Below are 26,857 nucleotides of genomic sequence, written 5' to 3'. Positions count from 1 at the left end.
GCACGCGTCCGTCAGTGCCGAGTGAGCTGCGCCTGGGCCGCACGGACCCGGAGATCGCGCGCGAGGTGATCACGCTGCTCGATCACGATGCGCCTGAGCGAACCGGGTGCATCGGTGTTCGCCTCAAGCCAGGCGTCGACCGACGCGGTGTCTTCCGTGGCGGGGAACAACCCCCGCACGAGGCGCGCGGCGATCTCGATGCTGCGCGAGCGCCACGCCGGCAGAATCCGCTCGAAGTACGGGGCGTCGAACTCCGCGACGAGGTCACGACTCTCCCCCGCCCGCGCGCCACGGATGGTGGCATCGAGGTGGTCGTTGGTCAGCGTCTCGTCCTCCCAGGCCGCCCGCCACGCGTCGCGACGGACGGATGCCTCCGGCCGCGCCGCGAGCGCCGCCAGACGCGCCGTGCGGCCCGAGGCGGTCGCATCCCGCTCCGCTTCGGCGTCGATGCTCGCGGCGTCCGCGTGGCCGGACGCAGCGAGACCGAAGAGCCATCCCCACCGGAGGTCGGGGTCGAGCGGGAGACCCGCCGGTGCCGGTGCCTCTCCTGCCAGGATCGCCGACATCTCGGCCGCGCGGTCCCCGGACAGTTCGGCGGCCACACCCACTGCTCGTGCCCAGATGAGCTGCGCGTCGGACCCGGCGTCCGCCGCCGCCATGGCGCGCCATGCTCCCTCCAACCACGCGGCCGATGCCCGCTCGACGTCCGACACGTAATGACGGATCGCGAAGGCGGCGTGGGCGAGGACGTCGCTCAGGAGCGCCGGGTGCGATTCGCGGGAAGCGTGATCCGCCGCGATCGCCAGATAGACGGATGCCGCGAGTTCCCCGTCACGCACCGCGTTCCACAACGCCGCCCAGACGACGCCGCGCGCGACCGCGTCGGGCATCGATGACAGGCCCGCCGTGACGGCTGCGAGCGACCGGTCGTCGAGCCGCACCTTCGCATAGGAGCGGTCGTCGACGTTGGCGATCACGAGGGCGGTGTCAGGGAGGACGGGCGCGTCGACGAGGGTGCGCTCACTGAACAGGTCGACGGCGACATCGCCGCGCGCGACGAGACGTCCCGCCTCGTCGTCCCACAGACCGACGCGGACCGCGTGCGGTCGTGCGACGTCCTGCACGACGGCCAGAGGGCCGCGTTCGACGGTGAGGGTCGGCAGCCCGGTCGTCTCGAGCCACGCCGTGCTCCACGATCGCAGGTCGCGCCCCGATGCCTCCTCCAGCGCGACGAGGAGATCCTCGAGCGTCGTGTTGCCGTAGGCGTGGGCGGCGAAGTACCGCTGCGCACCGCGGAAGAAGGCCTCCTCGCCGACGAACCCGACGAGCTGCTTCAGAACCGACGCACCCTTTGCGTAGGTGATGCCGTCGAAGTTCAGCTTGGCCGCCTCGAGATCGGGGATGTCGGCGACGATCGGATGCGTCGTGGGGAGCTGGTCCTGGACGTACGCCCACCCCTTTCGCCGGCTCGCGAACGTGACCCAGGCATCCGGGTGCAGCCCTGTCGCGACGTTCGCGTGCGTCCCCATGAAGTCGGCGAACGACTCCTTGAGCCACAGATCGTCCCACCACCGCATCGTGACGAGGTCGCCGAACCACATGTGCGCCATCTCGTGGAGGATCGTGTTGGAGCGCGCTTCGCGTTGCGCGGCCGTCGCCGCGCCGCGGAAGACGTACGCCTCGGTGAAGGTGACGAGCCCCGGGTTCTCCATCGCCCCCAGGTTGTACTCGGGGACGAAGATCTGGTCGTACTTACCCCACGGGTAGTCCTGGTCGAAGGCCGCTGTGAAGAAGTCGAGTCCTCGGCGGGTGATGTCGAGGATCTCGTCCGCGTCGAGGTGCTCCGCGAGCGAGGCGCGGCAGAGGACGCCGAGGTCCACGCTCTGCCGCTCCCCCGTCCAGGCCCCGTCGACGCGGTGGTACGGCCCGACGGCGACCGCGGTGACGTAGCTCGACAGCAGGGGCGTCTCGGCGAAGGACACGCGGACCCCGCCGTCGACGTCGAGGCGAGAGGTCTCGGCGCCGCCCGACAGGACGGCGCCGTCACCCGACGCCGTGATGCGGAAGGTCCACCGCGCCTTCAGGTCGGGCTGCTCGAAGCACGGGTAGACGCGGCGGCTGTCGGCAGGCTCGTACTGCGTGTACAGATACACGGCCCCGTCCACGGGATCCGTGAAGCGGTGAAGACCCTCACCCGACCGGCTGTACCGACCACGGGCGCGGATGCGGACCGTGTTGTCCTCGGCGAGTCCCGAGAGGCGGATCCGGGCACCGTCCCACTCGACCGGTTGCGGCGCACCGTTGAGCTCCACCTCGTCGACGGCGACGCCGAGGAAGTCGACCCACGTCTCGGCGGCCGACGCGCGGAATCGCAGAGTGCTCTGCGTCGCGAAGTCATCGCGGGAGGCGTCGGACGCCGACCGGACGTCCAGGTCGACCTCGATCGTGTCGAGATCGATGACGGATGCCCGGGCCGCGGCATCCTCTCGACTCAGGTTCTCATCGCCGGAATGCTGCCGTGTCTGCATCCCTCCATGCTGTCACGCGGTCAGTCGGAAGCCGCGTCGGTCGGGCCGCGGAGTTCGACCTCCTGCGAGCTCCACACGGCGTCGTCGCTCGACTGGCGGGCGACGGGTACGCGCGTGCCGAGCACCTGCGACACGACGTCCTGCGCGATCTTCGAGGCCGTCAGGCCCGCATCGGCGAGAATCTGCTCGCGGGTCGCGTGGTCGATGAACTCGTCCGGAAGGCCGAGCTCGTCGACGGCCGTCGAGACGCCCGCCTCGCGCAGCACTTGACGCACGCGCGTCCCAACACCGCCGACGCGGATGCCGTCCTCGATCGTGATCACCAGGCGATGGGATGCCGCGAGCTCGACGACGGCAGGGCGGATGGGAACAGCCCAGCGAGGGTCGATGACCGTCGAACCGATGCCCTGGGCGCGGAGCCGCTCGGCGACCTCGACGGCCATGTGCGCCATCGGGCCGATGCCGACGATGAGGACGTCCTCGGCGCCGCTGCGGTACAGCACGTCCGTGCCGTCCGCCAGACGCTCGATCGCGTCGAGGGCATCCGGCACGGACCCCTTCGGAAAACGCACAACGGTGGGCGCGTCCTCGACGGTGACCGCCTCGTCGAAGAGTTCGCGAAGCCGCTCCGCGTCGCGGGGCGCGGCGATCCGGATGCCGGGCACGAGCTGCAGCATGGCGAGGTCCCAGATGCCGTGGTGGCTCGGACCGTCGGGCCCGGTCACGCCCGACCGGTCGAGGACGAAGGTGACGCCCGCCTTGTGCAGCGCGACATCCATCATGACCTGGTCGAACGCCCGGTTCATGAACGTCGCATAGATCGCCACGACCGGGTGGACACCGCCGAACGCGAGCCCTGCGGCCGAGGCGACCGCGTGCTGCTCGGCGATGCCGACGTCGTAGACGCGCTTCGGGAACCTCTGTGCGAACTCCTGCAGGCCGGTCGGTCGCAGCATCGCGGCGGTCATCGCGATGATGTCGTCGCGCCGCTCCCCGGCCGCCACGAGCGCCTCGGAGAAGACGTCCGTCCAGGCGACCGCATCCGAGGACCCGATCGGCTCCCCCGTGACCGGATCGATCTTGCCGACCGCGTGGAACTGGTCGGCCTCGTCACGCCGCGCCGGCTCGAACCCGCGCCCCTTGTCAGTGATGGCGTGCACGATGACCGGCGCGCCGTACTCCTTCGCGAGGCGGAGCGTCTCCTCCATCGCATCCAGATCGTGTCCGTCGACGGGGCCGAGGTACTTGATGTCGAGGTTGGAGTACAGCGCCACGTTGTTGGTAAAGCGCGACAGGAAACCGTGGGTGCCGCCGCGTACGCCGCGGTAGACCGCGCGGCCGATGGGTCCGAGCAGCCGGGAGACGTGCGCGGAACTCTGTCGCAGTGTCTTGTAGCTGTCGGCCGTGCGGACGCGGTTGAGGTAGCGCGCCATGCCGCCGATGGTCGGCGCGTACGAGCGACCGTTGTCGTTGACGACGATGACGAGGTTGCGGTCATTGTCGTCGGAGATGTTGTTGAGCGCTTCCCACGTCATCCCGCCAGTCAGCGATCCGTCGCCCACGACGGCGACGACGTGGCGATCCTTGCGGCCGGTCACCGTGAGGGCGCGGGAGACCCCGTCGGCCCAGCTGAGCGAGCTCGAGGCGTGCGAGGACTCGACGACGTCGTGCGGGCTCTCGGAGCGCTGCGGGTAGCCGGCGAGCCCCCCGCGGGAGCGCAGCTTCGAGAAGTCCTGACGACCGGTGAGCAGCTTGTGGACGTAGGACTGGTGTCCGGTGTCGAAGATGATGGGGTCGTTCGGGGAGTCGAAGACGCGGTGCAGGGCGATCGTCAGCTCGACGACGCCGAGGTTCGGGCCGAGGTGGCCACCGGTGCGCGAGACGTTCTCGACGAGGAAGGTCCGGATCTCATCGGCGAGGATGTGAAGCTCCTCGCTCGAGAACCGATCGAGGTCACGCGGACCGGAAATTCCCTCGAGAAGACTCATGACAGGAGTCTACGTGCCCGCATGCGAGAGGACCCCGACTCCACGCGGAGCCGGGGTCCTCTTGACACGCGGGTCAGACCAGCGAACGCAGCACGTACTGCAGGATGCCGCCGTTGCGGTAGTAGTCAGCCTCACCGGGGGTGTCGATACGGACGACCGCGTCGAACTCGACCGTCTGCTTGCCCTCCGGCGAGAACTCGCTCGGCTCGGCGACGACCTTCACCGTCTTGGGCGTGACGCCCTCGTTCAGCTGCTCGAGGCCCGTGATCGAGACGATCTCGGTGCCGTCGAGGCCGAGCGAGCTCCAGCTCTCCCCGGCGGGGAACTGCAGCGGCACGACGCCCATGCCGATGAGGTTCGAGCGGTGGATGCGCTCGAAGCTCTCGGTGATGACCGCCTTGACGCCCAGCAGGCTCGTGCCCTTGGCCGCCCAGTCGCGCGACGAACCGGAGCCGTACTCCTTGCCGCCGAAGACGACGAGCGGGGTGCCCTGCGCCTGGTAGTTCTGGCTCGCGTCGTAGATGTACGACTGCGGTCCGCCGGGCTGCGTGAAGTCGCGGGTGAAACCGCCCTCGACGACCTTGCCGTCGTTGACCGCGGCGACGATCTCGTTCTTCAGGCGGATGTTCGCGAACGTGCCGCGGATCATGACCTCGTGGTTCCCTCGACGCGAGCCGTAGGAGTTGAAGTCCTTCTGCGCCACACCGTGCTCGGTGAGGTACTGAGCCGCCGGGGTGCCGGCCTTGATGTTGCCGGCCGGGCTGATGTGGTCGGTCGTGACCGAGTCGCCCAGGGTCGCCATGACGCGCGCACCGGAGATGTCGGTGACGGGTGCCGGCGTGCTCTCCATGCCGTCGAAGTACGGTGCCTTGCGGACGTACGTCGAATCCTCGTCCCATTCGAAGATGGGACCCGTGGGCGTCGGCAGGTTCTGCCAGCGCTCGTCGCCGTCGAAGACGGTCGAGTACTGCTTGATGAACTGCTCGCGCGAGATGGAGTGGTCGATGACCTCCTGGACCTCGTCGGGCGAGGGCCAGATGTCCCTCAGGAACACGTCGTTGCCGTCCGCGTCCTTGCCGAGCGCATCGGTCTCGAAATCGAAGTTCATCGACCCGGCGAGAGCGTAGGCGACGACCAGCGGCGGCGAGGCCAGGTAGTTCATCTTCACATCGGGGCTGATGCGGCCCTCGAAGTTGCGGTTGCCCGACAGGACGGCGGTGACGGCGAGGTCGTTCTCGTTGATCGCCGCCGACACCTCCTCGATGAGCGGACCCGAGTTGCCGATGCAGATCGTGCAGCCGTAGCCGACGGTGTAGAAGTCGAGGCCCTCGAGCGCCTTGTCAAGTCCGGACTTCTCGTAGTAGTCGGTGACGACCTTCGAGCCGGGTCCGAGCGTCGTCTTGACCCACGGCTTGCGCTTCAGGCCCTTGTCGACGGCCTTCTTGGCGAGGAGGCCCGCCGCGATCATGACCGACGGGTTCGACGTGTTGGTGCACGAGGTGATGGCCGCGAGGGTGACCGCACCGTTGTCGAGGAGGTAGGACTGCCCGTCGGGCGTCGTGACCTTGACCGGCTTGGATGCCGCGTGGCGGGCACCGCTCGAGATCATCGAGGGGACGTGCTCGTGCTCGTGCTGGTGCGAGACGCCCTCGGCCGAGACGGTCTCGTGCTCGACGCCCGGAGCGGAACCCGGGTCGGACGCGGGGAAGGTGCCTTCGATCTCGACGGAGTCCTCAGCGGCGGCATCCGCGTAGTTGAGGATGTCCTTCTCGAACTGGTTCTTCGCCTCGGAGAGGAGGATGCGGTCCTGCGGACGCTTCGGGCCGGCGATGGAGGGGACGACCGTCGACAGGTCGAGCTCCATGAACTCGCTGAAGCTGAGCTCGCGGGAGGCGTCGTGCCACAGCGACTGAGCCTTGGCGTACGCCTCGACGAGGGCGACGGTCTGCTCGTCGCGCCCCGTGAGGCGCAGGTAGTCGAGGGTCACGTCGTCGACCGGGAACATCGCCGCGGTCGAACCGAACTCGGGGCTCATGTTGCCGATGGTGGCGCGGTTGGCCAGCGGCACCTGGGCGACGCCTTCGCCGTAGAACTCGACGAACTTGCCGACCACGCCGTGCTTGCGGAGCATGTCGGTGATCGTGAGGACGACGTCCGTCGCGGTCACGCCGGCGGGGATCTCACCGGTGAGCTTGAAGCCGACGACGCGCGGGATGAGCATGGAGACCGGCTGGCCGAGCATGGCAGCCTCGGCCTCGATGCCGCCGACGCCCCAGCCGAGCACGCCCAGGCCGTTGACCATCGTGGTGTGCGAGTCGGTGCCGACGCAGGTGTCGGGGTAGGCGCGCAGGACGCCGTCGACCGGACGGTCGTAGATGACCTTGGCGAGGTGCTCGATGTTCACCTGGTGGACGATGCCGGTCCCCGGGGGGACGACCTTGAAGTCGTCGAAGGCGGTCTGACCCCAGCGCAGGAACTGGTAGCGCTCACCGTTGCGCTCGTACTCGATCTCGACGTTGCGCTCGAGGGCGTTCTCGGATCCGAAGAGGTCGGCGATGACCGAGTGATCGATGACCATCTCGGCCGGCGACAGCGGGTTGATCTTGCTCGGATCGCCGCCGAGGGCGGTGACGGCCTCGCGCATGGTGGCGAGGTCGACGATGCAGGGAACACCGGTGAAGTCCTGCATGACCACGCGCGCCGGCGTGAACTGGATCTCGGTGTTGGGCTCGGCATCGGGGTTCCAGTTACCGAGGGCCTCGATCTGCTCCTTGGTGACGTTCGCGCCGTCCTCGGTGCGAAGCAGGTTCTCGAGGAGGATCTTGAGGCTGTACGGAAGCTTCTCGAAACCGGGAACGGTGTCGATGCGGAAGATCTCGTAGTCGGTGTCGCCGACTGTGAGTGTGCTCTTGGCACCGAAGCTGTCAACTGTGGACACGTGTGCTCTCCTTCGTCGGCGGGCGCGGCGTGAGCCGGCCCTCCCATCTTCGCCCTGCCTGGTCCCGGTGACTAGTGAGGTCCGCCTTACTCAGGCGGGCGAAATTTATCTTGATATCAAGATACTCTACGCGGGCGGATGCCGCTGCCTCAGGCGCCGCTCTCCTCGTCCGGATCGACCTCGTCCGCAGCGCGCGCGACGAGCACCGGCTCCTCGTCGAGACACAGCCGGACCAGCAACGTGAGGAGATCGCGCAGGCTCGTGGCGCCGAGCAGACGGAACTGGTCGTACTCCCCGAGGGGTGCGATCGCGGCGAGCTGCCAGCTCGACTCGACGGGGTCGTCCGACACCTCCGTATCGGGATCCCACCGCGCTTCCCCGAGCACCGAAGCGAGCGTGGCGACACGGCGGACCACCCGCTCCGCTTCGCGCCGCAGCGGTGCCAGCTCCTCGTCCCAGACCAGCGGCTGCAGGGGCGTCACGTCGGCGATCGGATGCGGGTCGTCGAGACCCCAGCGGTCGACCGTGATGCGATCTCCGCCGACGGCGATCACGAAGAGGTCGGCGCTTCCCGCTTCGACCTGGACGATCCTGGCCATCGTGCCGAGGGAGGAGCGTTCCTCTCCCCCGCCGGCTTCTCGTCCGCGCTCGATCAGGACGACGCCGAACTCCGGGTCCTCGTGCTCGAGCAGTCTCCCGAGCATCGTCAGGTAGCGCGGTTCGAAGATCCGAAGGACGAGCGGCGCGTGCGGGAACAGCACACTTCCGAGCGGGAACATCGGGACGGCGTCCATACGGCCAGTCAACCAGCCGTCGGACCGGTCAGGGGCGTTCTGCTGCGGCTTCCTCGGTCGACGCGGCGCGCGGCGGATAGAGCGCACGGACGGCGAGCCAGGTCACGGCGACCATCGGCGCGAACAGCGGCAGGCCCATGATGAGCTTCAGAGTGCCGAGTGCCGCCGTCTGATCCGTGAGGTACAGCGGCAGCTGCACCGCGAGACGCGCGAAGAACAGCGCGGCCCACGCGATCGTCAGCCAGAAGAACACCCGGCGCTTGCGTCGGTCTGCCCGCCACGCGGTGCCCTCGTTCATGAGGAACCCCGCAGCGACGCCGATGAGCGACCACCCGATCAGCGCCGAGACGAGGAGCCCTGTCCCGTACGCCGCGTTCGTGATCAGCCCGGGGACGAAATTGTCGACGCCCCGACCCGTGAACAGCGCGAGCGCCGCGGCGGCACCCGTCGCGACCAGGCCGCCGAAGGCCGCCGCAACGGGAGACCGCTGGACCAGGCGGATGATCGTGAAGACGGCCGCCAACCCCACCGACGCCACGAGCGAGAGCACGAGGTCCTGACCGGTGACCGTGTAGAGGACGACGAACACGAGCCCCGGGAGGACGGACTCGCCGATCCCCCGCCATCCGCCCATCGCCCGCCACACGACGTGTCCGGTCGTGGCGTCGTCGGTCGGATCGAGTCCCGCACGTTTCGCGGCTCCCCCGAGGGCCTGACCGATGAGGTCGGATGCCGTCGGTTCACCCGCTGACGGCGGGACGAGGTCCGGTCGATCGGCCGACGGCTCGCCGGGTCGGTCCTGCGCCATGCTCACGCGCTGCCGGGCGTCGCGGGCATCTTGAGAGGGATGAGGTCCCGCGGGGGCATCGGCGTCGTCCCGCGCACCACGACGATCGACCGGAAGAGGTCTTCGACCTGCTCGGCAGCCGCGATGTCACCGGCGGCGGCTCCGCCGATCACACCCCGCAAGAACCACCGGGGGCCGTCGACGCCCACGAACCGTGCGAGCCGCTTACCGGCCGCGCCATCCGCGCCGGCGACGGGCACCTCGGCGAGCAGCTCGGGTCCCAGGGGCCCTTCGCGCTCCTCGACGCGTCCACCCTGCTGACGGACCTGCTGACGGATCTGCTCACGCGTCTCCTCCCACAGGCCGCTGGAGCGCGGTGCGGCGAACGGCTGCACCTGGAGGGTGGAGCCAGCGTAGTCCAAGCCCACTGCGACGATGCGCTTCGTCTGCTCCTCGACCTCGAGCCGGAGGTTCAGCCCCTCCCGGGGCAGGACCTTCACGCCGCCGAGATCGATGTAGGGGCGGACGGGATTGGCTTCCGCCTCGTCGAAGGGGCCGTTGGCGGCACGATCGCTCGGTGCCGACTTGGGGGCGAGCTCGTCGCTCATGCGGTTGTTCCTGTCGTGTAGCCGGTGGATCCGAATCCCCCGTCACCGCGCACACTGTCGGGAAGCGCGTCGACGGGGAGGAAAGTCGCCCGCGAGACGGGCATCACGATGAGTTGGGCGATCCGATCGCCCGGAGCGATGTCGAACGCCTCGGCGGCATCCGTGTTCAGCAGCGTCACCTTGATCTCACCCCGGTATCCGGCGTCGACCGTGCCCGGGGAGTTGACGACGGTGATGCCGTGTTTGGCGGCCAGACCGCTGCGGGGGACGACGAAGGCGACGTAGCCGTCGGGAAGCGCGATGCGCACTCCGGTGCCGATGAGGGCGCGCTGGCCGGGAGCCAGCCGCACCTGCTCGGTCGAGACGAGGTCGGCGCCTGCATCCCCGGGGTGCGCGTAGACGGGCACATGAGCCGAGATAATGGGAACGTCCACGGTATCCATCACCCCCCGAGGCTAATGCACAACACCGACCGCACCGTCCCCGCTTCCTACCGCGAGCGGTTGAGCCCGTCCCTGTGGCTCCTGGTGAGCGCAGCGGTGTGCGCCCCGATGGCAGCCGTGGTGTTCTCGCCGATCGACACGACGCTCGCCCTCGTCATCGGACTGGCCGTCGGAGTCGTCCTCGTCTCGGCGCTCATCCTCGCCGCGCCCGTGATCGCCGTCCGTGACGGGGTCCTGCACGTGGGGCGCGCCCACATCGCGGTGTCCGATCTGGGCGAAGCCGAGTTCCTCACCGGGGACGACGCCCGCACGGCGCGAGGCGGCGGCCTGCGCGGGGACGATTGGCACGTCCTCCGCGGCGGTATCGACGGCGTCGTCCGCGTTCCCGTCTCAGACGACGACGACCCCGCGGCACGCTGGGTGTTCTCGTCGCGCACACCCGATCGGGTGGCGGCGATCATCACCCGCGCGCAGCGGGGTCGCTAGGTCTCCGCGGCTGACGCCGAGGAAGGTCGGCGCTGCTTACGCGGCGCACTCGGTGCAGATGGCACCGATCGAGGTCTGGTGGTCGATCTGGGTCCGGTGCTTCACGAGGAAGCACTCGACGCAGGTGAATTCATCCTCCTGAGGAGGGAGGACGACGACGTCGAGGTCGACGTCGGAGAGGTCTGCGCCGGGGAGCTCGAACCCGCTCGGGTTGTCAGAGTCCTCGACGTCGACCGAGCCGGACATCTTGTCCGGGACGCGTTCCTTGAGAGCCTCGATCGACTCGCTGTCGTCTTCGGTCTTGCGGGGGGCGTCGTAATCCGTGGCCATTCGAGAACGTCTCAACTTTCGGGGTGGTGCTGTGGGGTGCGGCCCGTTCGGGCGGCCATAGTTTGCATCACCTCACGGTGAATCGCAAATGAGCCGCCGGGCCGTAGCTGCCTTTCGGGGGTGCCACACCGCAAACTCGCGGCGCGCCCCGGATATTCCCGCCGCCGGGCCTGCTCCGTGACAGCATGAACGCACACGCTGGATCTGGAGGACGTCCGCATGGAACAGCTCAAAGTGATCGGCACCGAGGACGGTCGCCTCATGCTCGCGACCGACGCCGGCGACCGCTTCTCGCTCGCCGTCGACGAGGCGCTGCGCACCCACCTGCGCCGCCTGCAGCGGGACGCCGAGCCCCGCACCACCCGCCCGAACCCCCGCGACATCCAGGCTCACATCCGTGCCGGCATGACGGCCGAGGATGTGGCTCAGCTGCTCGGTGTGCGCGTCGAAGACGTTCAGCGCTTCGAAGGACCGGTCTTGGCCGAACGCGAGCACATCGTGGGTCAGGCGCTGGCCGTGACCGTGCTGATCGGGGGCGAGCTCGACCCCGGGGCGCAGCCGACCTTCGGCAATGCCGTCCGCGCGAAGCTCACCGAAGCCGGCGCCTCGGGCGAGCGCTGGACGAGCTGGAAGGACCAGAACGGCTGGACCGTGAAGCTCGAGTTCACCGTCGGGGAAGTCGAGCACGACGCCCGCTGGTCGTTCGATCCGCGCCGATCGTCCCTCGCGCCGCAGAACTCCGACGCGACCCAGCTGTCGCGTCAGGGCTCGTTGCCCGAAGGCCTCATCCCCCGCTTGCGTGCTCTCGACTCCGCGCCGCAGAAGGATGCCTCCCGCTTCGACAGTGGTGCATTCGGTCCTCGTGCACTCTCCGAACCTGACGCCGACCTCGAATCCCCCGAGCCGCGTCCCTCCTCGTCCGCCGCTGTGCAGCAGGCCGCCATCAAGCGTGCGCCCCACGCACCCGCGACGTCTGCGGAGACGGCGGACCTCCTCGAAGCGCTGCGCCGCCGTCGCGGCCAGCGCGAGCCGATGCCGGGTGAGCACGGGGAGGAGCGCACCTCCACCCCCGTCGCCCTCTTCGACGCACCCGAGCCCGACGACGAGCCGGCGCCCGCCGAGCCGGAGAGTTCCCAGCCCGAAGCCACGGAGCCGGCCGCCGAGCAGACGCGTCGGCGAGGTCGCACGTCGATGCCCTCGTGGGACGAGATCGTCTTCGGCGCACGCACCGAGGACGGCTGACCTCAGCCGAACGCCCCGAGCCGCACGAGCGGGACGACCCGCTCCTGATCGGTGAGCGAGCCGTGCTGCCCGATCATGTTCTGCGGCTTCTTGTCGGCCTCCCGGTCGTCGTAGTACGCGACGGCGGACCGGGCGGCGACGAGGACATCGCCGATCCGCGGCAGGACCTCGGGATCGGGCGAGGCGCCGAACAGTCCGGCGGCGACCGCCTCGGCGCGTGACATCACCCAGGCGCGGGGGGACTCGGCATCCCGCCACCGCTCCAGGACCTCGTCCGCGCGTCCGTCCTCCGTGTAGAGGTGGAGCATGCGCGGCTCGCCCGCGACGATGGTCACGTTCTCGACGAGCGGGTCGCCGTCACGCAGGAGGACCTGGCGATGGCGGGGGACGTCGACGATGCCGTGATCGGCGGTCAGGACCGCCGCGGCGTGGGAGCCGATGGCGGCATCCAGATCGCGGGCCGCACCGTCCACTCGCTCGAGAGCCGCGGCCCACTCGTCGCTCTCCCATCCGCGGGCGTGGGCGATGGTGTCCAATTCCGGGACGTACGCGTAGACGAGGGCTCCGGGATGCCGGAGCGCCAGGTCCGCGGCACGCTCCACACGCTCGGAGATCGAGGCCGCACCCACGAACTCGGCCCCCCGCTGCAGGGCGGCGGTGAACCCGGTCCCGGCGTAACGCGGCTGCGAGACGACGAAGCACGGCCGCCCCGCCTCTGCCTCGCGCTGGAGCAGCGGGACCGAGCGCTGCCAGGTCAACGGGTCGAGTCCGTCCGTCTCCCAGCCCTTGAGCTGGTTGGGCGCGCGATCCGTGCCGGGGATGCGCGCGCGGTAGCCGACCAATCCATGCGTGCCGGGTGTCTCCCCCGTGAGCAGGCTCGCGAGCGCGACCGCCGTGGTCGAGGGGAAGACGGTGCGGGCGGCATCCTTCTTGGTCATCCGCCCGGTGAGGAAGCGCGCGTATCCGGCGCGGGCGGTCAGGTTCGCACGGCCGAGACCGTCGACCAGCAGCACGATCGCCGACCGGGCGGGCGGGAACCACTCGCCCCGCCCCTCGAGAGAGGCCAGGATCTGCGGCACGACACCGGTGAGGCTCCGGGCTGACGGCGGGTCCACGGGTAGGCTGAGAGACACCCGGGTCAGTCTTCCACACGGTGCTCCGCCGCCGTTTCTGGCCCCTCGCAGCATCTCCCGAAGACCGATCGAGGCCATGGCATCGCGCACTCCCCCTCCCCCGCCCGCTGTTGAACGCATCGAGGACGTCGACCTCGCTGACGAGATGCAGGGCTCATTCCTGGAGTACGCCTACTCGGTCATCTACTCGCGCGCCCTTCCGGATGCCCGCGACGGCCTGAAGCCCGTGCAGCGCCGCATCCTCTTCCAGATGTCCGAGATGGGCCTGCGCCCCGACCGCGGCCACGTGAAGAGTGCGCGTGTCGTCGGTGACGTGATGGGCAAGCTCCACCCGCACGGCGACTCCGCGATCTACGACGCGCTCGTCCGCCTCGCTCAGGACTTCGCCCTCCGCGTGCCCCTGGTGGACGGGCACGGCAACTTCGGTTCGCTCGACGACGGGCCGGCTGCCGCGCGATACACCGAAGCCCGACTCGCGGCATCCGCTCTGGCGCTCACGGAGAACCTCGACGAGGACGTCGTCGACTTCATCCCGAACTACGACGGCCAGTTCCAGCAGCCGGAGGTGCTTTCCGCCGCGTTCCCGAACCTGCTCGTCAACGGTGCGACCGGTATCGCCGTCGGCATGGCGACGAACATGGCGCCGCACAACCTCATCGAGGTCGTGTCGGCCGCCATCCACCTGCTCGAGAACCCCGGGGCGACCCTCGAGGAGCTCATGGAGTTCGTGCCGGGACCGGATCTCCCCGGTGGCGGCGTCATCGTGGGCCTCGACGGCATCAAGGAGGCCTACCAGACCGGCCGCGGCACGTTCCGCACCCGCGCGAAGACGTCGATCGAATCGCTCGGCCCGCGCCGCACCGGCATCGTCGTCACAGAGCTCCCTTACATGGTGGGGCCGGAGCGCGTCATGGAGAAGATCCGCGACGCCGTCTCGTCGAAGAAGCTCACCGGCATCTCGGACCTCACCGACCTCACCGACCGCAACCACGGCCTGCGGCTCGTCATCGGGATCAAGACCGGCTTCGACCCGAACGCGGTCCTCGAACAGCTCTACCGGCTCACGCCGCTCGAGGACTCCTTCGGTATCAACAACGTCGCCCTCGTCGGCGGACAGCCGCAGACGCTCGGACTCAAAGAGCTGTTGCGCGTGTACCTGGATCACCGCATCCAGGTCGTCACCCGCCGCAGCCGTTACCGGCTCGCGCGCAAGCAGGAGCGCCTGCACCTCGTCGAGGGCCTCCTCATCGCGATCCTCGACATCGACGAGGTCATCCAGGTCATCCGCACGTCAGATGACAGCGAGCAGGCCCGTACGCGCCTCATGGACGTGTTCGACCTGTCTCAGCTGCAGGCCGAGTACATCCTCGAGCTGCGGCTGCGCCGACTCACGAAGTTCTCGCGCGTCGAACTCGAGGCCGAGCAGAACACGCTGAAGGCCGACATCGCCGCCCTCGAGGAGCTCCTCGGCAGCGAGGTGCTCTTGCGGCGCCAGGTCGCGACCGAATTGGATGCCGCATCCGACGCCTTCGGCACGACCCGCCGGACGCTCCTCATGAACGGTGGTCCCGTCGCTCCCCGCGGCCGCGCCGCAGCGCCGGCGGACCTTCAGATCGCCGACGCCCCGTGCCGCGTCTATCTCTCGGCGACCGGACGCATGGTGCGCGCAGAGCTCGTCGCCGACGCGCCCGGCGGGGGCGTGGTCACACCCGCTCGCCGGTCGAAGCACGACGCGATCCGCTCCTGGGTGAACGGCACGACGCGCGGCGACCTCGGCGCGGTCACGACCCGGGGTCGACTGGTCCGCTTCACGCCCGTCGACCTGCCGTCCGTGCCGGCGAACTCGGTGCAGCTCGCCGCGGGAACCCGCGCGGACCAGTACCTGGGACTCGCCCCGACCGAGCACGTCGTCGCGATCGTCCCGCTGACGGATGCCGCCCCGATCGCGCTCGGTACGGCGCAGGGCGTCGTCAAGCGCGTCGCGGCGACCGAGCTGCCGCCGGGAAAGCCGGACGTCGAGATCATCTCGCTCAAGCCGGGCGACACCGTCGTCGGTGCTGCCCTCGCCGACGACGCGAGTGAACTGGTCTTCGTCTCGAGCGACGCGCAGCTCCTGCGGTTCGAGGCCTCGGCGGTCCGCCCTCAGGGTCGGTCGGCCGGCGGGATGGCCGGCATCCGGCTCTCGGACGGCGCCCGCGTCATCGCCTTCACCGCCGTGACCGCAACGGACGAGACCATCGTGGCGACGGTCGCGGGAGCGAGTGCCGCCTTGCCGGGGACCGATCCGGGGTCGGCGAAGGTCTCGCTGTTCTCCGAGTTCCCCGCCAAGGGTCGGGCGACCGGCGGCGTCCGCGCGCAGCGTTTCCTCCGGTGGGAGGACGCGTTGCTCGTCGCGTGGGTCGGCGACCAACCGCGCGCCGTCGGCATCGACGGCGCGGTCCGATCGCTGCCCGAGACGGGCGCGAAGCGGGATGCCTCCGGCCAGGCGCTCGACGCCGCGGTCGGCGCCATCGGCACGACGGTGGCCTGAGCAGGGTTCAGCCTGCGAGCTTCGCCTTCACGTAGGCGACGATCGCGTTCGCGTGTCCGTGCCCGAGCCCGTGCTCGTCCTTGAGGACAGCCACGGTCTCCATGTGCGTCCGGGTGTCCAGGCTGTCGGCGGCGACGTCGAGCCAGTGCTGCACCGGTTGACCGTAGGTCTTCTGGATGCTCGGGAAGTACGAGGCGGGACCCTTGGGCTTCTCCCCCGGGGCGATGACGGGCGCGACGACGCGGTGGGCTTCCATACCCGTCACGCTAGCGCCGCAGGGGTCAGGCGTCGATGCGCTCGCGATCGAGCCGTTCGCTCGAGGTCACGATGAAGTCGCGGCGCGGAGCGACCTCGGACCCCATCAGCAGCTCGAACACCGTCGAAGCGACCTCGGCGTCTTGCACGCGCACGCGTCGCAGTGTGCGCCCGGCCCGGTCCATCGTCGTCGTGGCGAGCTGATCGGCATCCATCTCACCGAGACCCTTGTAGCGCTGGACCGGTTCCTGCCACCGCTTGCCCGACTTCGTCAGCTTCGCCAGGAGGGTGTGCAGCTCCTGCTCGCTGTACGTGTAGATCGTCTCGTTCGGCTTGGTGCCGGGGTTCATGACGACGACGCGGTGCAACGGCGGGACGGCGGCGTACACGCGGCCCTCCTCGATCAGCGGACGCATGTAGCGGAAGAACAGGGTCAACAGCAGCGTGCGGATGTGCGCCCCGTCGACGTCGGCGTCGCTCATCAGGATGATCTTCCCGTAGCGCGCGGCCTCGAAGTCGAAGGATCGTCCGGACCCCGCGCCGATCACCTGGATGATCGCGGCGCACTCGGCGTTCGAGAGCATGTCGCTGACCGAGGCCTTCTGCACGTTGAGGATCTTGCCGCGGATCGGCAGCAGCGCCTGGTACTCGCTGTTGCGCGCGAGCTTCGCGGTACCGAGCGCGGAGTCGCCCTCGACGATGAACAGTTCGGACTCGGCCACGTCGTTCGTGCGGCAGTCCGCGAGCTTCGTCGGCAGAGACGACGACTCGAGCGCATTCTTGCGTCGCTGGGTCTCTTTGTGCGTGCGCGCAGAGATGCGCGCCTTCATCTCCGAGACGACCTTCTCGAGCAGGAGCGCCGTCTGCGCCTTGTCGTCCCGCTTCGACGATGCGAACTTCGCAGCCAGCTCCTTCGAGACGACGGATGCAACGATGTTGCGGACCGCGGGCGTCCCGAGGATCTCCTTGGTCTGCCCCTCGAACTGCGGCTCGGGCAGACGCACCGTGAGGACGGTCGAAAGCCCCGCGAGGATGTCGTCCTTCTCGATCTTCTCGTTCGCGCCGACCTTGAGCTTGCGCGCGTTCGACTCGATCTGGCCGCGGAGGGTCTTCATGAGCCCCTGTTCGAAGCCCTGCTGGTGCGTGCCGCCCTTGGGGGTCGCGATGATGTTGACGAACGAGCGGGCGACGGTCTCGTACCCGGTGCCCCAGCGCAGCGCGATGTCGACCTCGCACTCGCGTTCCACCTCGGTCGGGACCATCGCCCCTGACGCCTGCAGGACCGGCACCGTCTCGGTGAACGTGCCGGTGCCCGAGAGACGCCAGGTGTCGGTGATCGGCGCGTCCGGCGCCAGGAACTCCGCGAACTCGGAGATGCCGCCGTCGTAGCGGAAGCTCGTCTCGATCTCCTCGTCGGTCCGGCGATCGACGATGACGATCTCGAGCCCCGGGACGAGGAACGCCGTCTGCCGCGCACGCTGCTCGAGCTCTCCGAGGTCGAAGGCAGCGTCCTTCGTGAAGATCTGGCGGTCCGCCCAGTAGCGGATGCGACTGCCGGTGACGCCGCGGGGCGCCTTGCCGACGACGCGGAGTTCGCTGGACTTCTCGAAGGGACGGAAGGTGGTCGAGGGACCGTCTCCGTCGAACGATCCGGGCTCGCCGCGGTGGAACGACATCGCGTACGTCTTGCCGCCGCGGTCGACCTCGACGTCCAGGCGCTCCGACAGGGCGTTGACGACCGACGCTCCGACACCGTGCAGACCGCCCGAGGCGGCGTACGAGCCGCCGCCGAACTTGCCGCCGGCGTGCAGCTTCGTGAAGACCACCTCGACACCGGAAAGACCCGTCCGGGGCTCGATGTCGACGGGGATGCCGCGGGCGCGGTCGCGCACTTCGACGCTGCCGTCGGCGTAGAGAAGGATCTCGATCCGGTCGCCGTGCCCGCCGAGAGCCTCGTCGACCGAGTTGTCGATGATCTCCCAGAGGCAGTGCATGAGACCGCGGGAGTCGGTCGAGCCGATGTACATGCCGGGCCGCTTGCGGACCGCTTCGAGCCCTTCCAGGACCTGGAGATGATGGGCGGAATACTCGGCTGTCACGATCTCCCATCGTATTCGCCACGGCTGACACCGAGCCGACCGACACACACGCCGACGCGAGCTCGTCACGCACAGCGAGCGCACACCGTACGCGCACAGCGAAATGTCACGCAATGGCGGCATACGTGCAACATCCCCGTGGTTGTATGACATGACAGTTCACCCGTCATGAGCAGTACGAGGAGGCACCTGACATGAGCACGTCGACCACCACCGAGCCTGGAGCCGTCCTCGAGCACCGCCTCACGGCGATGGATCGCTGCGATTCCTGCGGCGCCCAGGCCTACATCGCCGCCGAGGTCAACGGCAGCGAGCTCCTCTTCTGCGCCCACCACGGACGCAAGTACGAAGAGAAGCTCCGCGCCGTCGCCACGTCATGGCACGACGAGACCGCACGCCTGACCGAATCGGTCTGAGCCGCGGCATCCCGAGTACGACGAAGGCCCCCTGCTGAGGCAGGGGGCCTTCGCGTATGCGGAACCGAGTCAGAAGCCGACGGCCGCCTGATACACGGGCAGCAGTCCCGTGCGGACGCCGGAGGCCGAGGGCTTGGGCTGGAAGACACTCGAGTTGTGATTGCCCTCGATCACGACGGGACCGTTCGCCGTGATCGCGATGTCCCAGCCGACGTAGGGCGCTTCCGGGGTCCGCCGGGCGAGCGAGGCGACCAGGTCGAGCACGCGGTCGTACTGCGGCACCTGGAACCCGACGATCGGGGTCCCCGTGGCAGGATGCTCCCGATACACGTTGCTGTTCTTGTCGACGCCCGGGTAGAGCGCGACGCCCTCGTCGTCGAGCATCGTGAACATCCCGCCCGACGCGAAGTTGTCGATGACGTCCCCGTTGCCGATGCGCAGGACGGCGGCAAGCAGGTGCACCCGGTCCTCGCCGTCGAGGAACGTGATGAGCCGGACGGTGTTGACGGCATCCGGATAAAGCGCCGACATCTCGGGGTGCTGGACGATGAACTCGTCGAGGACCGTCTGCCCCTTCGCGGTGACCTCCGCGCGGAACGCGGCGACGTCGACGTCCGCACCCACCTCGTGCAGGTCGATGCCGCCGCCGCCGTGTCCCTCGTTCGGCTTCGCGAGGACGCGCGGATGGCGCGCGAGGAAAGCCGTCAGCGCGGCATCGTCGACATCACGCAGATCGATCGTCTCGCGACCGAGCAGGTCGGCGTACTCGCGGGCGAACCGGCGCTTGTCCTCGAGCTTCGACCGCCCCTCGGGCGTGTTGTACATCTTCGTGATGCGGAACGACTTGGGGTGCGTCATCCACGTCTTCCGCTCCCGCGCGTTCAGCAGACGGATGTCCCACACGGCGTAGTCGCGGAAGGCCATGTCGTAGCGCACCGAGCACCACAGCATGTCGGCGATGATGACGGGCAGCGGGGCCTTGGAGACCTGCTGCACGGTCCGCGCGAACTCGACGAGGTTGCCCGGCCGGAGCTTGCGCGCGCGTCGGATCAGGTACTGCAGGCGAACGCGGATGCGGCGCATGGCGGTCCCTTCGGTTCGGGTCGGTCAGAAACGCATCGCGGCGCGATACCGCGGGAGGAGGCCGCGACGGATGCCGGAGACCGAAGGCTTCGACTGGAACACACCGGAGTTGTGGTTGCCCTCGATGACGACGGGTCCCTCCGGAGTGATCGCGATGTCCCACCCGATGTACGGGAACGCGGGCACGCGCCGCGCCAGGCGGTCCACGAGCTCGAGGACCTCGTCGTAGAGCGGGACCTGGAACCCCGTGATAGGCGTTCCCGTCGCAGGGTGCTCGGCGAAGGGACGACCCTCTTCATCGCTCGCCGCGTGCAGTGCACGGCCGCGCTCGTCGAGCATCGTGTACATGCCGCCGTTGCTGAAGTTGTCGATGACGCCGCCGTTGCCGATCTTCAGCACACCAGCGAGCACGTGCACCTCGCCGTCGGGATCGAGGTACGACACCATCCGCAGGGAGTTGACGCTGCCGGGGTACAGCTTCGCCATGTCGGGATGCTGCACGAGCACCTGTTCGACGAGGGTCTGACGATCGGCGAGCAGCCGATCCCGGAAGGCGGCCGGGTCGTCGATGTCGACGGAGTCGACCAGCGTGATGCCGTTGCCGCCCACGCCGCCGGGGTTCTTGGCGATGATGCGCGGATGCCGGCTCAGGAAATCGGCGAAGGCCGCGGCATCCGTCTGGTCGAGATCGATCCACTCACGGCCGAGCTCGGGTCCGAACCGCGTCGCGAACTGCAGCTTGTCGTCGAAGATCGCTCGCTGCGCGTCGTCGTTGAGTCGGCGCGACAGATGGAACGACTTGGGGTCGGTCATGTAGGTCTTGCGCTCGCGCGCCTTCAGGATGCGGAAGTCCCACTCCGAGTAGTTCTCGAAGGTGGTCTCGTAGCGCACCGAGCACCATGCCATGTCAGCGATGACCCACCACAGCGGCGCCTTCGACAGCCGCGCCGACTGCCGCGCGAACTGCAGGACCCGGTCCGTGTCGAAATTGACCACGCGTCGCACGAAGAACCGAGCGCGACGGTAGAGCCTGTTCACGGCACCCACGGTCAGGCCTTCGACGGACGGATGATGCCGAGCGGGGTGGACTGGTGTCCCTGTCCGAGCGGGTTGTCCGAAAGGATGCGGACGAGCCGCTGCTCCCCCGCCTTGTCGAGCGTCGACCCGAGGATATTGCCCCCGATGTCGTTGATGTCGACGACGGCGACGTCGTTCCCCCCGCCGAGCTGCGCCTTCAGACGCCGGGCGACCGTCGCCGGTTCCTTCGGTCCGAGCACGACCGCCTTGTTGTACGGCGGGATCGTGTGCGGCGTGGGCCCGTCGATGGAGCGTGCCTTGTCGCCGGCGATCCGGTAGAAGTCGCCGCGGCGTCCGAACAGCTTGGTCACGGCCGCGACGCCCGCCGCGAAGACGATGCGGGGCGTTCCGCATTCACGGAGCGCCATCTCCATCGTCTCGGGCATGCCGAGGCCGATGCCGTACTTCGTCTTCACGACGTAGCGCGACAGGAACCGCGCGAGCGGCCTGGGCGTGATGTCCTCGACGAGGTACGAGCGCCCCTGCGTGATCGCCACGATCTTCTCGGTCACGAAGAGCAGGTCACCGGGCTGGAGCTCCGGAGCGGCGTAGGTCGCGACGATCTCGTCGATGTCCTCGCCCGGCATGACGACGTGCGTCCGGATGGGGATCCGGGCGTACGTCGCGCCGTCGACCGCTCTCGTGAGCTCCTTGCCCTCGTTCGCGGCGTCGCTCATTCGAGGTAGTCCCGGAGCGACTGCGACCGCGACGGGTGCCGCAGCTTCGCCATCGTCTTGGACTCGATCTGGCGGATCCGCTCGCGGGTCACGCCGAACGTGTCGCCGATCTGGTCGAGCGTCTTGGGCTGACCGTCGCCGAGACCGAAGCGCATGCGGATCACGCCCGCCTCGCGCTCGCTCAGCGAATCGAGGAGCGACTCGAGCTGACGCTGCAGCATCGTGAAGCCGACGGCGTCGGCAGGAACGACCGCCTCGGTGTCCTCGATGAGGTCGCCGAACTCGCTGTCGCCGTCCTCACCCAGGGGGGTGTGGAGCGAAATGGGCTCGCGGCCGTACTTCTGGACCTCGATGACCTTCTCGGGCGTCATGTCGAGCTCGCGGCTGAGCTCTTCCGGCGTGGGCTCACGGCCCAGATCCTGGAGCATCTGACGCTGCACGCGGGCGAGCTTGTTGATGACCTCGACCATGTGGACCGGGATGCGGATGGTGCGCGCCTGGTCGGCCATCGCACGCGTGATGGCCTGACGGATCCACCACGTGGCGTAGGTCGAGAACTTGAAGCCCTTGGTGTAGTCGAACTTCTCGACGGCGCGGATGAGGCCGAGGTTTCCCTCCTGGATGAGGTCCAGGAACTGCATGCCGCGGCCCGTGTAGCGCTTGGCCAGCGAGACCACGAGACGGAGGTTGGCGCCGAGCAGGTGGCTCTTCGCGCGCTGTCCGTCACGGGCGACCCACTGCAGGTCGAGGCCCAGCTGCGACGACTTCTCCGCCGCCGTCATGTGCGACAGCTTCTCTTCGGCGAACAGACCCGCCTCGATACGCATCGCCAGCTCGACCTCTTCGGCCGCGTTGAGGAGCGGGACCTTACCGATCTGCTTCAGGTAGTCCTTGACCGGGTCGGCCGTCGCGCCGGTGATCTGCGTCGAGTAGACCGGAACCTCGTCGTCGTCCGACGACGAGATGACGATCGCGCCCGTCGGAAGGGGCTCGGTGAACGCCGGCTTGGCGGGCTCGTCCTCGTCGTCACCGTCCGCCTTGTCGGCATCCTTCTTTGCGTCGTCGTCGGAAGCGTCGTCCGTGGCCTCGGCGTCGAGCTCGACCTCGTCCGCCTCAGCGTCCTCGTCGTCCTCATCTGCGGACTTCTTGGCACGGGACTTCGCCGGGGACGCCTTCGTCGCAGCGGGCTTCTTCGCGGGAGCTTTCTTCGCCGGAGCCTTCTTGGCCGGAGCCTTCTTGGCGGGCGCCTCGGTCTCGGCAGGCTCGACGACGTCAGCTTCGTCGACCGCTTCTGCCGCTCGTGTACGGGTGGTCCTCGTGCTCGAAGTCACGTCTCGCCTTTCACCGACGGCATTCCGCCGGGTTTCGGACACTAGTAAGACCCTTGTCAAGTCCCGCGGACACGCACAACGACGTTCCTTCGGACCGGACAACGGGTCATTTCGTCCATTCTCTCATACGTGTCGGATGCATGAAGGACGTACCGGTGTCAACACCGAAAACCGTATGCGCATTCCCCCAACAGAGGGATGAATACGGGCGAGGCGAGCCTGTCAGCCGAGGCCCGGCCGCCGATCGTCGTCACCCGACGGGCGATTCGCGAGGAACCGCTCCAGTTCGGCGGCGAGTTCGTCGGCCGACGGGAGGTCTCCCGTGTGGATGATCGGCTGAGCCTGCGTGGAGCCCGCCATGTAGGCGTCATAGCGCGCCTCGAGGTTGTGGAGCATCGTCGTCAGCTCGTCGCTCGCCGAGACCTGATCGTCGACTTTCTCGAGGTACTCGCGGTTCTCGTCGCGCAGGGTGTCGCTGTCGAAGACGAGTCCCGTCGCGATCGACACGCTGTCGAGTGCGGCGATCGCCGCCGCGGGGAAGTCGGTCTCCGCGAGGTAGTGCGGGATCAAGAGGGCGAAACCCGACACCGAGACACCCGCATCCGACAGGCGGTACTCGAGGAGATGGCCCGCCGTCGAGGGCACCTGCGTGCGCGGCTTCCAGACGGAGTGGGCCTCGGTGAGGTCGGACCTGTTGCCGCTGACCGTCGTTCCGAGGGGTCGTGTGTGCGGGACGGGCATGGGGATCGCGTGGACCCACGTCACAGATCGCACCTGCAGCCCCTCGGCCAACCCGACGACGGTGTCGACGAACGCCTCCCACGCGAAGTCCGGCTCGTAGCCCGACAGGAGGACGAACGGCTGACCGAGCGCGTCGTGGACGAGCGCGAGGTCGAGGCGGGGCGGGCGGTAGTCCGTGAGGTGATCGCCGTCGAAGGTGATCAGCGGGCGCCGAGCGCGGTAGTCGAAGAGCACGTCGGGGTTGAACGTCACGACCGGCTGCGGGTCGTGCTCGGTGTGCAGATGGTCGACGACGCGCGTGACCGCGGACCCGGCATCCGTGAAGCCGGTCAGCGCGACGACCAGGGGCAGGCCCGCCGGAACAGGGGGCGCGGTCGTGATGCGCTCGTAGAGGGGACCAGACAGGGGCATGCTTCCACTGTAGAAGCAGGCTCGAAGGGGTCGGCGCGCGAGCCGTCCCGCTCTGAGCGAACGCCACTCTCCATAGGATGGAGACCATGCCGTACCCCGAGCTGACCGTGTCCACCTCTCCTGCACGCGACGGCGGCGCCGACGCGATCGTCCTGGCCCTTCCGCCGCTCGAGGAGGCGGCGGCGGTCCTGTCCGAGTGGCCCGGCGTGGAGGACGTCCTCCGCGGCGTCGGGTACACGGGCGCGGCGGGAACCACCGTGCGGGTCTTCGCCCCGGCATCCACCGATCTCCCCCTGTTCGTCGTCGGAACCGGCGCAGCGCCGTCGAGCGACGCGATCCGGGATGCCGTCGGTGCTGCGATCCGCACCACCACGGGCTTCGCGCACGTGGCCGTCGCCCTTCCGCATGCACAGGAGCACTGGCGGGCGGCTGCCGAGGGCGCCGTCCTGGGCGGCTACCGGTTCGAGGGGTACAAGTCGGGTGAGCCCGCCAAGACCCGGGCGGCCCACGTGAGCCTTCACCTGGCAGCGGACGTCGATTCCGCAGAACTCCGCGCCGTCGAAGTGACGGGTTCGGCCGTCGCCCTCGTCAAGGATCTCGTCAACATCCCCGCCGAATGGCTCAGCCCGGCCGATCTCGCCGAGCGCGCGATCGAGGCCGTCGCGGGCCTGCCCGTCGACGTCGAGGTCCTCGACGAGACGGAGCTCGCCGCGCAGGGGTTCGGCGGCATCCTCGGTGTCGGCCAGGGTTCGGACCGCCCGCCGCGCCTCGTCCGTCTGACCTACTCCCCCGCGGGCGCCGACCGCCACGTCGCCATCGTCGGCAAGGGCATCACGTTCGACACCGGCGGCCTGTCGCTGAAGCCGCCGGCATCCATGGTCGGGATGAAGTTCGACATGGCCGGTGCCGCGACGGCCCTCGCCGTCGTCCGCGCCGCAGCGCAACGCGAACTCTCCGTCGGTGTCACCGCGTGGCTCTGCATCGCCGACAACATGCCCTCCGGACGCGCGACCCGCCCGGGCGACGTGCTCCGGATGCTCGACGGCACGACCGTCGAGGTCCTGAACACGGATGCCGAGGGCCGCCTCGTCATGGCGGATGGTCTCGTCGCGGCGAGCCGCACGCAGCCCGACGTGATCGTCGACGTCGCGACCCTGACGGGAGCCGTCATCGTCGCCCTCGGCAACCGCCACACGGGCGTCATGGGCGATGACGCCACCGTCGCCCGCTACCTCGAGGCGGCGGCATCCGTCGGAGAAGCCGCATGGCAGTTGCCGCTCCCCGACCACATGGAGGACGAGCTCGACTCCCCCATCGCCGACATGCGCAACGCGAAGGTGGGCGACCCTGCCGGCGGGACGATGTTCGCCGGCCTGTTCCTGCGCCGATTCGTCGGACGGACGTCGGAGGATGCCGATGCCCCCCGCATCCCGTGGGTGCACCTCGACATCGCCGGCAGCGGCGAGAACAAGGCATCGCCGTTCGGCCCGACGGACAAGGGCCCGACGGCCGCGACGGTGCGATCGCTCCTCGCCTTCCTCGAAACGGAGTCGCGATGACCCGTCACGACTTCGACCTCGTCGTCCTCGGCGGCGGCAGCGGCGGGTACGCGGCCGCGATCCGGGCGAGCGAGCTCGGCAAGACCGTCGCGCTGATCGAGAAGGACAAGGTCGGCGGGACGTGCCTGCACCGCGGCTGCGTCCCCACCAAAGCTCTGCTTCACACCGCTGAGATCGCCGATCACGTCCGCGAGGCCGCGGCCGTCGGCGTCGACGCCACGTTGACGGGCTTCGACCCGGCACGCATGACCGCGTACCGGGAGGGCATCGTCGCGAAGAAGTACCGCGGCCTGCAGAGCCTGCTCTCGACGCGCGGGATCACCGTCGTCGCCGGCGCCGGACGACTGACCGCAGAACGAACCATCCTCGTCGGCGACGACGAGTACGCCGGCACCGACGTCATCCTCGCCACCGGTTCGCAGACGCGCTCCCTCCCGGGGATCAAACCGGGGGGTCGCATCCTCACGAGCGAGACCGCCCTCACCCTCGACGAGGTGCCGGCCTCCGTCGTCATCCTCGGGGGTGGCGTGATCGGCGTCGAGTTCGCCAGTGCGTGGCGTTCATTGGGCACCGAGGTCCTGGTCGTCGAAGCACTGGATCGCCTGCTGCCCGCGGAGGAAGCCGTGTCGAGCAAGGCGCTCGAGCGTGCGTACCGCAAGCGCGGCATCCAGACCGCCCTGTCGACCCGGTGCGAAGGCGTGACCGCACGAGAGGACGGCGTCGCGGTGACCCTCTCGGACGGTCGCGTCGTCGATGCCGACTACGTTCTGGTCGCCGTCGGCCGTGGGCCGGTCACAGACGGACTCGGCCTGGCGGAAGCCGGTGTCGCGCTCGATCGCGGCTTCGTGACCGTCGACGCCGACCTCCGGACGACGGTTCCGCACGTCTGGGCCGTCGGCGACATCGTCCCCGGCCTGCAGCTCGCGCATCGCAGCTTCCAGCAGGGCATCTTCGTCGCCGAGCGGATCGCGGGGCTCTCGCCCGTTCCGGTGCCGGAATCGACGATCCCGCGTGTCTCGTACTCGCACCCCGAGGTCGCCTCGGTCGGGCTGACCGAGGAGCAGGCGCGGGCTGCGCACGGCGACCGGATCACGGCGTTCGAGTTCAACCTCGCCGGCAACGCGAAGAGCGAGATCCTCGGAACAGCGGGGTTCGCCAAGGTCGTCCGGATCACGGACGGACCCGTCGTGGGCGTCCACCTCGTGGGCGACCGCGTGGGCGAGCTCATCACCGAGGGACAGCTCGCGATCGGATGGGAAGCGCACCCCGAGGACATTGCGCCCTTCATCCACGCGCACCCCACTCAGAGCGAAGCCCTCGGCGAGGCCTTCCTCGCTCTCGCGGGCAAGCCCCTCCATACCATCTGACCCCGTCGCACTCGCGACACTAAGCTAGACAGCA

General features: G+C 69.0%; 22 protein-coding genes. 6 read left to right on the top strand and 16 right to left on the bottom strand.

What is annotated here, in order from left to right; genetic code table 11:
- Positions 1–11: 11 nt before the first annotated feature.
- The 7 genes from pepN to dut all read right to left on the bottom strand — a co-directional run bounded on the left by pepN (position 12) and on the right by dut (position 10,089).
- Positions 12–2,528 carry an aminopeptidase N gene (pepN, locus tag AC4NN1_RS01535; protein ID WP_491954367.1) on the bottom strand — a complete coding sequence of 839 codons (2,517 nt, stop codon included), beginning with the start codon at positions 2,526–2,528 and terminating at the stop codon, positions 12–14.
- A gap of 20 nt (positions 2,529–2,548) precedes the next feature.
- A complete protein-coding gene (dxs, locus tag AC4NN1_RS01530) occupies positions 2,549–4,516 on the bottom strand; it encodes a 1-deoxy-D-xylulose-5-phosphate synthase (protein ID WP_491954366.1) in 1,968 nt (655 codons plus the stop codon).
- A 73-nt stretch (positions 4,517–4,589) separates the two neighbouring features.
- On the bottom strand, positions 4,590–7,454 hold the full coding sequence (locus AC4NN1_RS01525; RefSeq protein ID WP_491954365.1) for an aconitate hydratase: 2,865 nt from the start codon (positions 7,452–7,454) through the stop codon (positions 4,590–4,592).
- A 149-nt stretch (positions 7,455–7,603) separates the two neighbouring features.
- A complete protein-coding gene (locus AC4NN1_RS01520) occupies positions 7,604–8,248 on the bottom strand; it encodes an LON peptidase substrate-binding domain-containing protein (protein ID WP_491954364.1) in 645 nt (214 codons plus the stop codon).
- 28 nt (positions 8,249–8,276) lie between these two features.
- Complete coding sequence (locus AC4NN1_RS01515) at positions 8,277–9,056, bottom strand: DUF3159 domain-containing protein (RefSeq protein ID WP_116229149.1); 780 nt, start codon at positions 9,054–9,056, stop codon at positions 8,277–8,279.
- Positions 9,057–9,058: 2 nt separating this feature from the next.
- Entirely contained in the window at positions 9,059–9,643 is a 585-nt protein-coding gene (locus AC4NN1_RS01510; protein WP_491954363.1) for a DUF3710 domain-containing protein, read from the bottom strand.
- Positions 9,640–10,089 (bottom strand): dUTP diphosphatase, encoded by a 450-nt coding sequence (dut, locus tag AC4NN1_RS01505; RefSeq protein ID WP_026302850.1) that lies wholly within the window; start codon positions 10,087–10,089, stop codon positions 9,640–9,642. The genes AC4NN1_RS01510 and dut overlap by 4 nt, the downstream gene beginning before the upstream one ends.
- 12 nt (positions 10,090–10,101) lie before the next feature.
- Here dut and AC4NN1_RS01500 point away from each other — a divergent pair, with 12 nt between their 5' ends.
- The gene (locus AC4NN1_RS01500) at positions 10,102–10,572 is read left to right on the top strand and encodes a DUF3093 domain-containing protein (protein ID WP_491954362.1); all 471 of its coding nucleotides are present in this window, start codon (positions 10,102–10,104) and stop codon (positions 10,570–10,572) included.
- A 36-nt stretch (positions 10,573–10,608) separates the two neighbouring features.
- Here the strand turns inward: AC4NN1_RS01500 and AC4NN1_RS01495 are convergent, their stop codons facing one another.
- Positions 10,609–10,902, bottom strand: coding sequence for a DUF4193 domain-containing protein (locus tag AC4NN1_RS01495; RefSeq protein WP_018186686.1), 294 nt, complete (start codon positions 10,900–10,902; stop codon positions 10,609–10,611).
- 219 nt (positions 10,903–11,121) lie between these two features.
- Here AC4NN1_RS01495 and sepH point away from each other — a divergent pair, with 219 nt between their 5' ends.
- Entirely contained in the window at positions 11,122–12,144 is a 1,023-nt protein-coding gene (sepH, locus tag AC4NN1_RS01490) for a septation protein SepH (RefSeq protein WP_491954361.1), read from the top strand.
- Positions 12,145–12,146: 2 nt separating this feature from the next.
- On the opposite strand, the gene AC4NN1_RS01485 is transcribed toward sepH, so the two are convergent.
- The gene (locus tag AC4NN1_RS01485; protein ID WP_491954860.1) at positions 12,147–13,259 is read right to left on the bottom strand and encodes an alkaline phosphatase family protein; all 1,113 of its coding nucleotides are present in this window, start codon (positions 13,257–13,259) and stop codon (positions 12,147–12,149) included.
- A gap of 94 nt (positions 13,260–13,353) precedes the next feature.
- Between AC4NN1_RS01485 and AC4NN1_RS01480 the strand changes: the two genes are divergently transcribed.
- The gene (locus tag AC4NN1_RS01480; protein ID WP_491954360.1) at positions 13,354–15,807 is read left to right on the top strand and encodes a DNA gyrase/topoisomerase IV subunit A; all 2,454 of its coding nucleotides are present in this window, start codon (positions 13,354–13,356) and stop codon (positions 15,805–15,807) included.
- A gap of 7 nt (positions 15,808–15,814) precedes the next feature.
- On the opposite strand, the gene AC4NN1_RS01475 is transcribed toward AC4NN1_RS01480, so the two are convergent.
- Together AC4NN1_RS01475 and AC4NN1_RS01470 are read right to left on the bottom strand one after the other, a co-directional pair.
- Positions 15,815–16,063 carry a DUF4287 domain-containing protein gene (locus tag AC4NN1_RS01475; protein ID WP_491954359.1) on the bottom strand — a complete coding sequence of 83 codons (249 nt, stop codon included), beginning with the start codon at positions 16,061–16,063 and terminating at the stop codon, positions 15,815–15,817.
- 25 nt (positions 16,064–16,088) lie between these two features.
- The gene (locus AC4NN1_RS01470; RefSeq protein WP_491954358.1) at positions 16,089–18,161 is read right to left on the bottom strand and encodes a DNA gyrase/topoisomerase IV subunit B; all 2,073 of its coding nucleotides are present in this window, start codon (positions 18,159–18,161) and stop codon (positions 16,089–16,091) included.
- A 194-nt stretch (positions 18,162–18,355) separates the two neighbouring features.
- Here AC4NN1_RS01470 and AC4NN1_RS01465 point away from each other — a divergent pair, with 194 nt between their 5' ends.
- Complete coding sequence (locus AC4NN1_RS01465; protein WP_018186680.1) at positions 18,356–18,577, top strand: DUF7455 domain-containing protein; 222 nt, start codon at positions 18,356–18,358, stop codon at positions 18,575–18,577.
- A gap of 69 nt (positions 18,578–18,646) precedes the next feature.
- On the opposite strand, the gene AC4NN1_RS01460 is transcribed toward AC4NN1_RS01465, so the two are convergent.
- The 5 genes from AC4NN1_RS01460 to AC4NN1_RS01440 all read right to left on the bottom strand — a co-directional run bounded on the left by AC4NN1_RS01460 (position 18,647) and on the right by AC4NN1_RS01440 (position 23,897).
- A complete protein-coding gene (locus tag AC4NN1_RS01460; RefSeq protein ID WP_020097347.1) occupies positions 18,647–19,660 on the bottom strand; it encodes a sugar-transfer associated ATP-grasp domain-containing protein in 1,014 nt (337 codons plus the stop codon).
- A 24-nt stretch (positions 19,661–19,684) separates the two neighbouring features.
- On the bottom strand, positions 19,685–20,698 hold the full coding sequence (locus AC4NN1_RS01455) for a sugar-transfer associated ATP-grasp domain-containing protein (protein WP_336123600.1): 1,014 nt from the start codon (positions 20,696–20,698) through the stop codon (positions 19,685–19,687).
- 11 nt (positions 20,699–20,709) lie between these two features.
- Complete coding sequence (locus AC4NN1_RS01450; RefSeq protein ID WP_018186677.1) at positions 20,710–21,414, bottom strand: coenzyme F420-0:L-glutamate ligase; 705 nt, start codon at positions 21,412–21,414, stop codon at positions 20,710–20,712.
- Entirely contained in the window at positions 21,411–22,745 is a 1,335-nt protein-coding gene (locus AC4NN1_RS01445; RefSeq protein WP_336123599.1) for an RNA polymerase sigma factor, read from the bottom strand. Before AC4NN1_RS01445 ends, AC4NN1_RS01450 begins: the two co-directional genes overlap by 4 nt.
- A 222-nt stretch (positions 22,746–22,967) precedes the next feature.
- Positions 22,968–23,897, bottom strand: a complete 930-nt coding sequence (locus AC4NN1_RS01440) for a proteasome assembly chaperone family protein (RefSeq protein ID WP_018186675.1) — start codon at positions 23,895–23,897, stop codon at positions 22,968–22,970.
- An 86-nt stretch (positions 23,898–23,983) separates the two neighbouring features.
- Here AC4NN1_RS01440 and AC4NN1_RS01435 point away from each other — a divergent pair, with 86 nt between their 5' ends.
- Positions 23,984–25,456, top strand: coding sequence for a leucyl aminopeptidase (locus AC4NN1_RS01435; RefSeq protein ID WP_491954357.1), 1,473 nt, complete (start codon positions 23,984–23,986; stop codon positions 25,454–25,456).
- Positions 25,453–26,823, top strand: coding sequence for a dihydrolipoyl dehydrogenase (lpdA, locus tag AC4NN1_RS01430; protein ID WP_491954356.1), 1,371 nt, complete (start codon positions 25,453–25,455; stop codon positions 26,821–26,823). Before AC4NN1_RS01435 ends, lpdA begins: the two co-directional genes overlap by 4 nt.
- Positions 26,824–26,857: the final 34 nt, after the last annotated feature.

It is taken from the genome of Microbacterium sp. MDV22-iso44 (assembly GCF_058629135.1).
Note: the sequence above shows the minus strand (reverse complement) of the source record. Positions and strands in the feature narration are given on the sequence as shown.

What these genes read in the sequence shown, in the direction of transcription:
- pepN (WP_491954367.1), bottom strand. Translation starts at nt 2,528, where the DNA reads ATGCAGACACGGCAGCATTCCGGCGATGAGAACCTGAGTCGAGAGGAT.
- dxs (WP_491954366.1), bottom strand. Translation starts at nt 4,516, where the DNA reads ATGAGTCTTCTCGAGGGAATTTCCGGTCCGCGTGACCTCGATCGGTTC.
- AC4NN1_RS01520 (WP_491954364.1), bottom strand. Translation starts at nt 8,248, where the DNA reads ATGGACGCCGTCCCGATGTTCCCGCTCGGAAGTGTGCTGTTCCCGCAC.
- AC4NN1_RS01515 (WP_116229149.1), bottom strand. Translation starts at nt 9,056, where the DNA reads ATGGCGCAGGACCGACCCGGCGAGCCGTCGGCCGATCGACCGGACCTC.
- AC4NN1_RS01510 (WP_491954363.1), bottom strand. Translation starts at nt 9,643, where the DNA reads ATGAGCGACGAGCTCGCCCCCAAGTCGGCACCGAGCGATCGTGCCGCC.
- AC4NN1_RS01500 (WP_491954362.1), top strand. Translation starts at nt 10,102, where the DNA reads ATGCACAACACCGACCGCACCGTCCCCGCTTCCTACCGCGAGCGGTTG.
- AC4NN1_RS01495 (WP_018186686.1), bottom strand. Translation starts at nt 10,902, where the DNA reads ATGGCCACGGATTACGACGCCCCCCGCAAGACCGAAGACGACAGCGAG.
- sepH (WP_491954361.1), top strand. Translation starts at nt 11,122, where the DNA reads ATGGAACAGCTCAAAGTGATCGGCACCGAGGACGGTCGCCTCATGCTC.
- AC4NN1_RS01480 (WP_491954360.1), top strand. Translation starts at nt 13,354, where the DNA reads ATGGCATCGCGCACTCCCCCTCCCCCGCCCGCTGTTGAACGCATCGAG.
- AC4NN1_RS01475 (WP_491954359.1), bottom strand. Translation starts at nt 16,063, where the DNA reads ATGGAAGCCCACCGCGTCGTCGCGCCCGTCATCGCCCCGGGGGAGAAG.
- AC4NN1_RS01465 (WP_018186680.1), top strand. Translation starts at nt 18,356, where the DNA reads ATGAGCACGTCGACCACCACCGAGCCTGGAGCCGTCCTCGAGCACCGC.
- AC4NN1_RS01460 (WP_020097347.1), bottom strand. Translation starts at nt 19,660, where the DNA reads ATGCGCCGCATCCGCGTTCGCCTGCAGTACCTGATCCGACGCGCGCGC.
- AC4NN1_RS01450 (WP_018186677.1), bottom strand. Translation starts at nt 21,414, where the DNA reads ATGAGCGACGCCGCGAACGAGGGCAAGGAGCTCACGAGAGCGGTCGAC.
- AC4NN1_RS01440 (WP_018186675.1), bottom strand. Translation starts at nt 23,897, where the DNA reads ATGCCCCTGTCTGGTCCCCTCTACGAGCGCATCACGACCGCGCCCCCT.
- AC4NN1_RS01435 (WP_491954357.1), top strand. Translation starts at nt 23,984, where the DNA reads ATGCCGTACCCCGAGCTGACCGTGTCCACCTCTCCTGCACGCGACGGC.
- lpdA (WP_491954356.1), top strand. Translation starts at nt 25,453, where the DNA reads ATGACCCGTCACGACTTCGACCTCGTCGTCCTCGGCGGCGGCAGCGGC.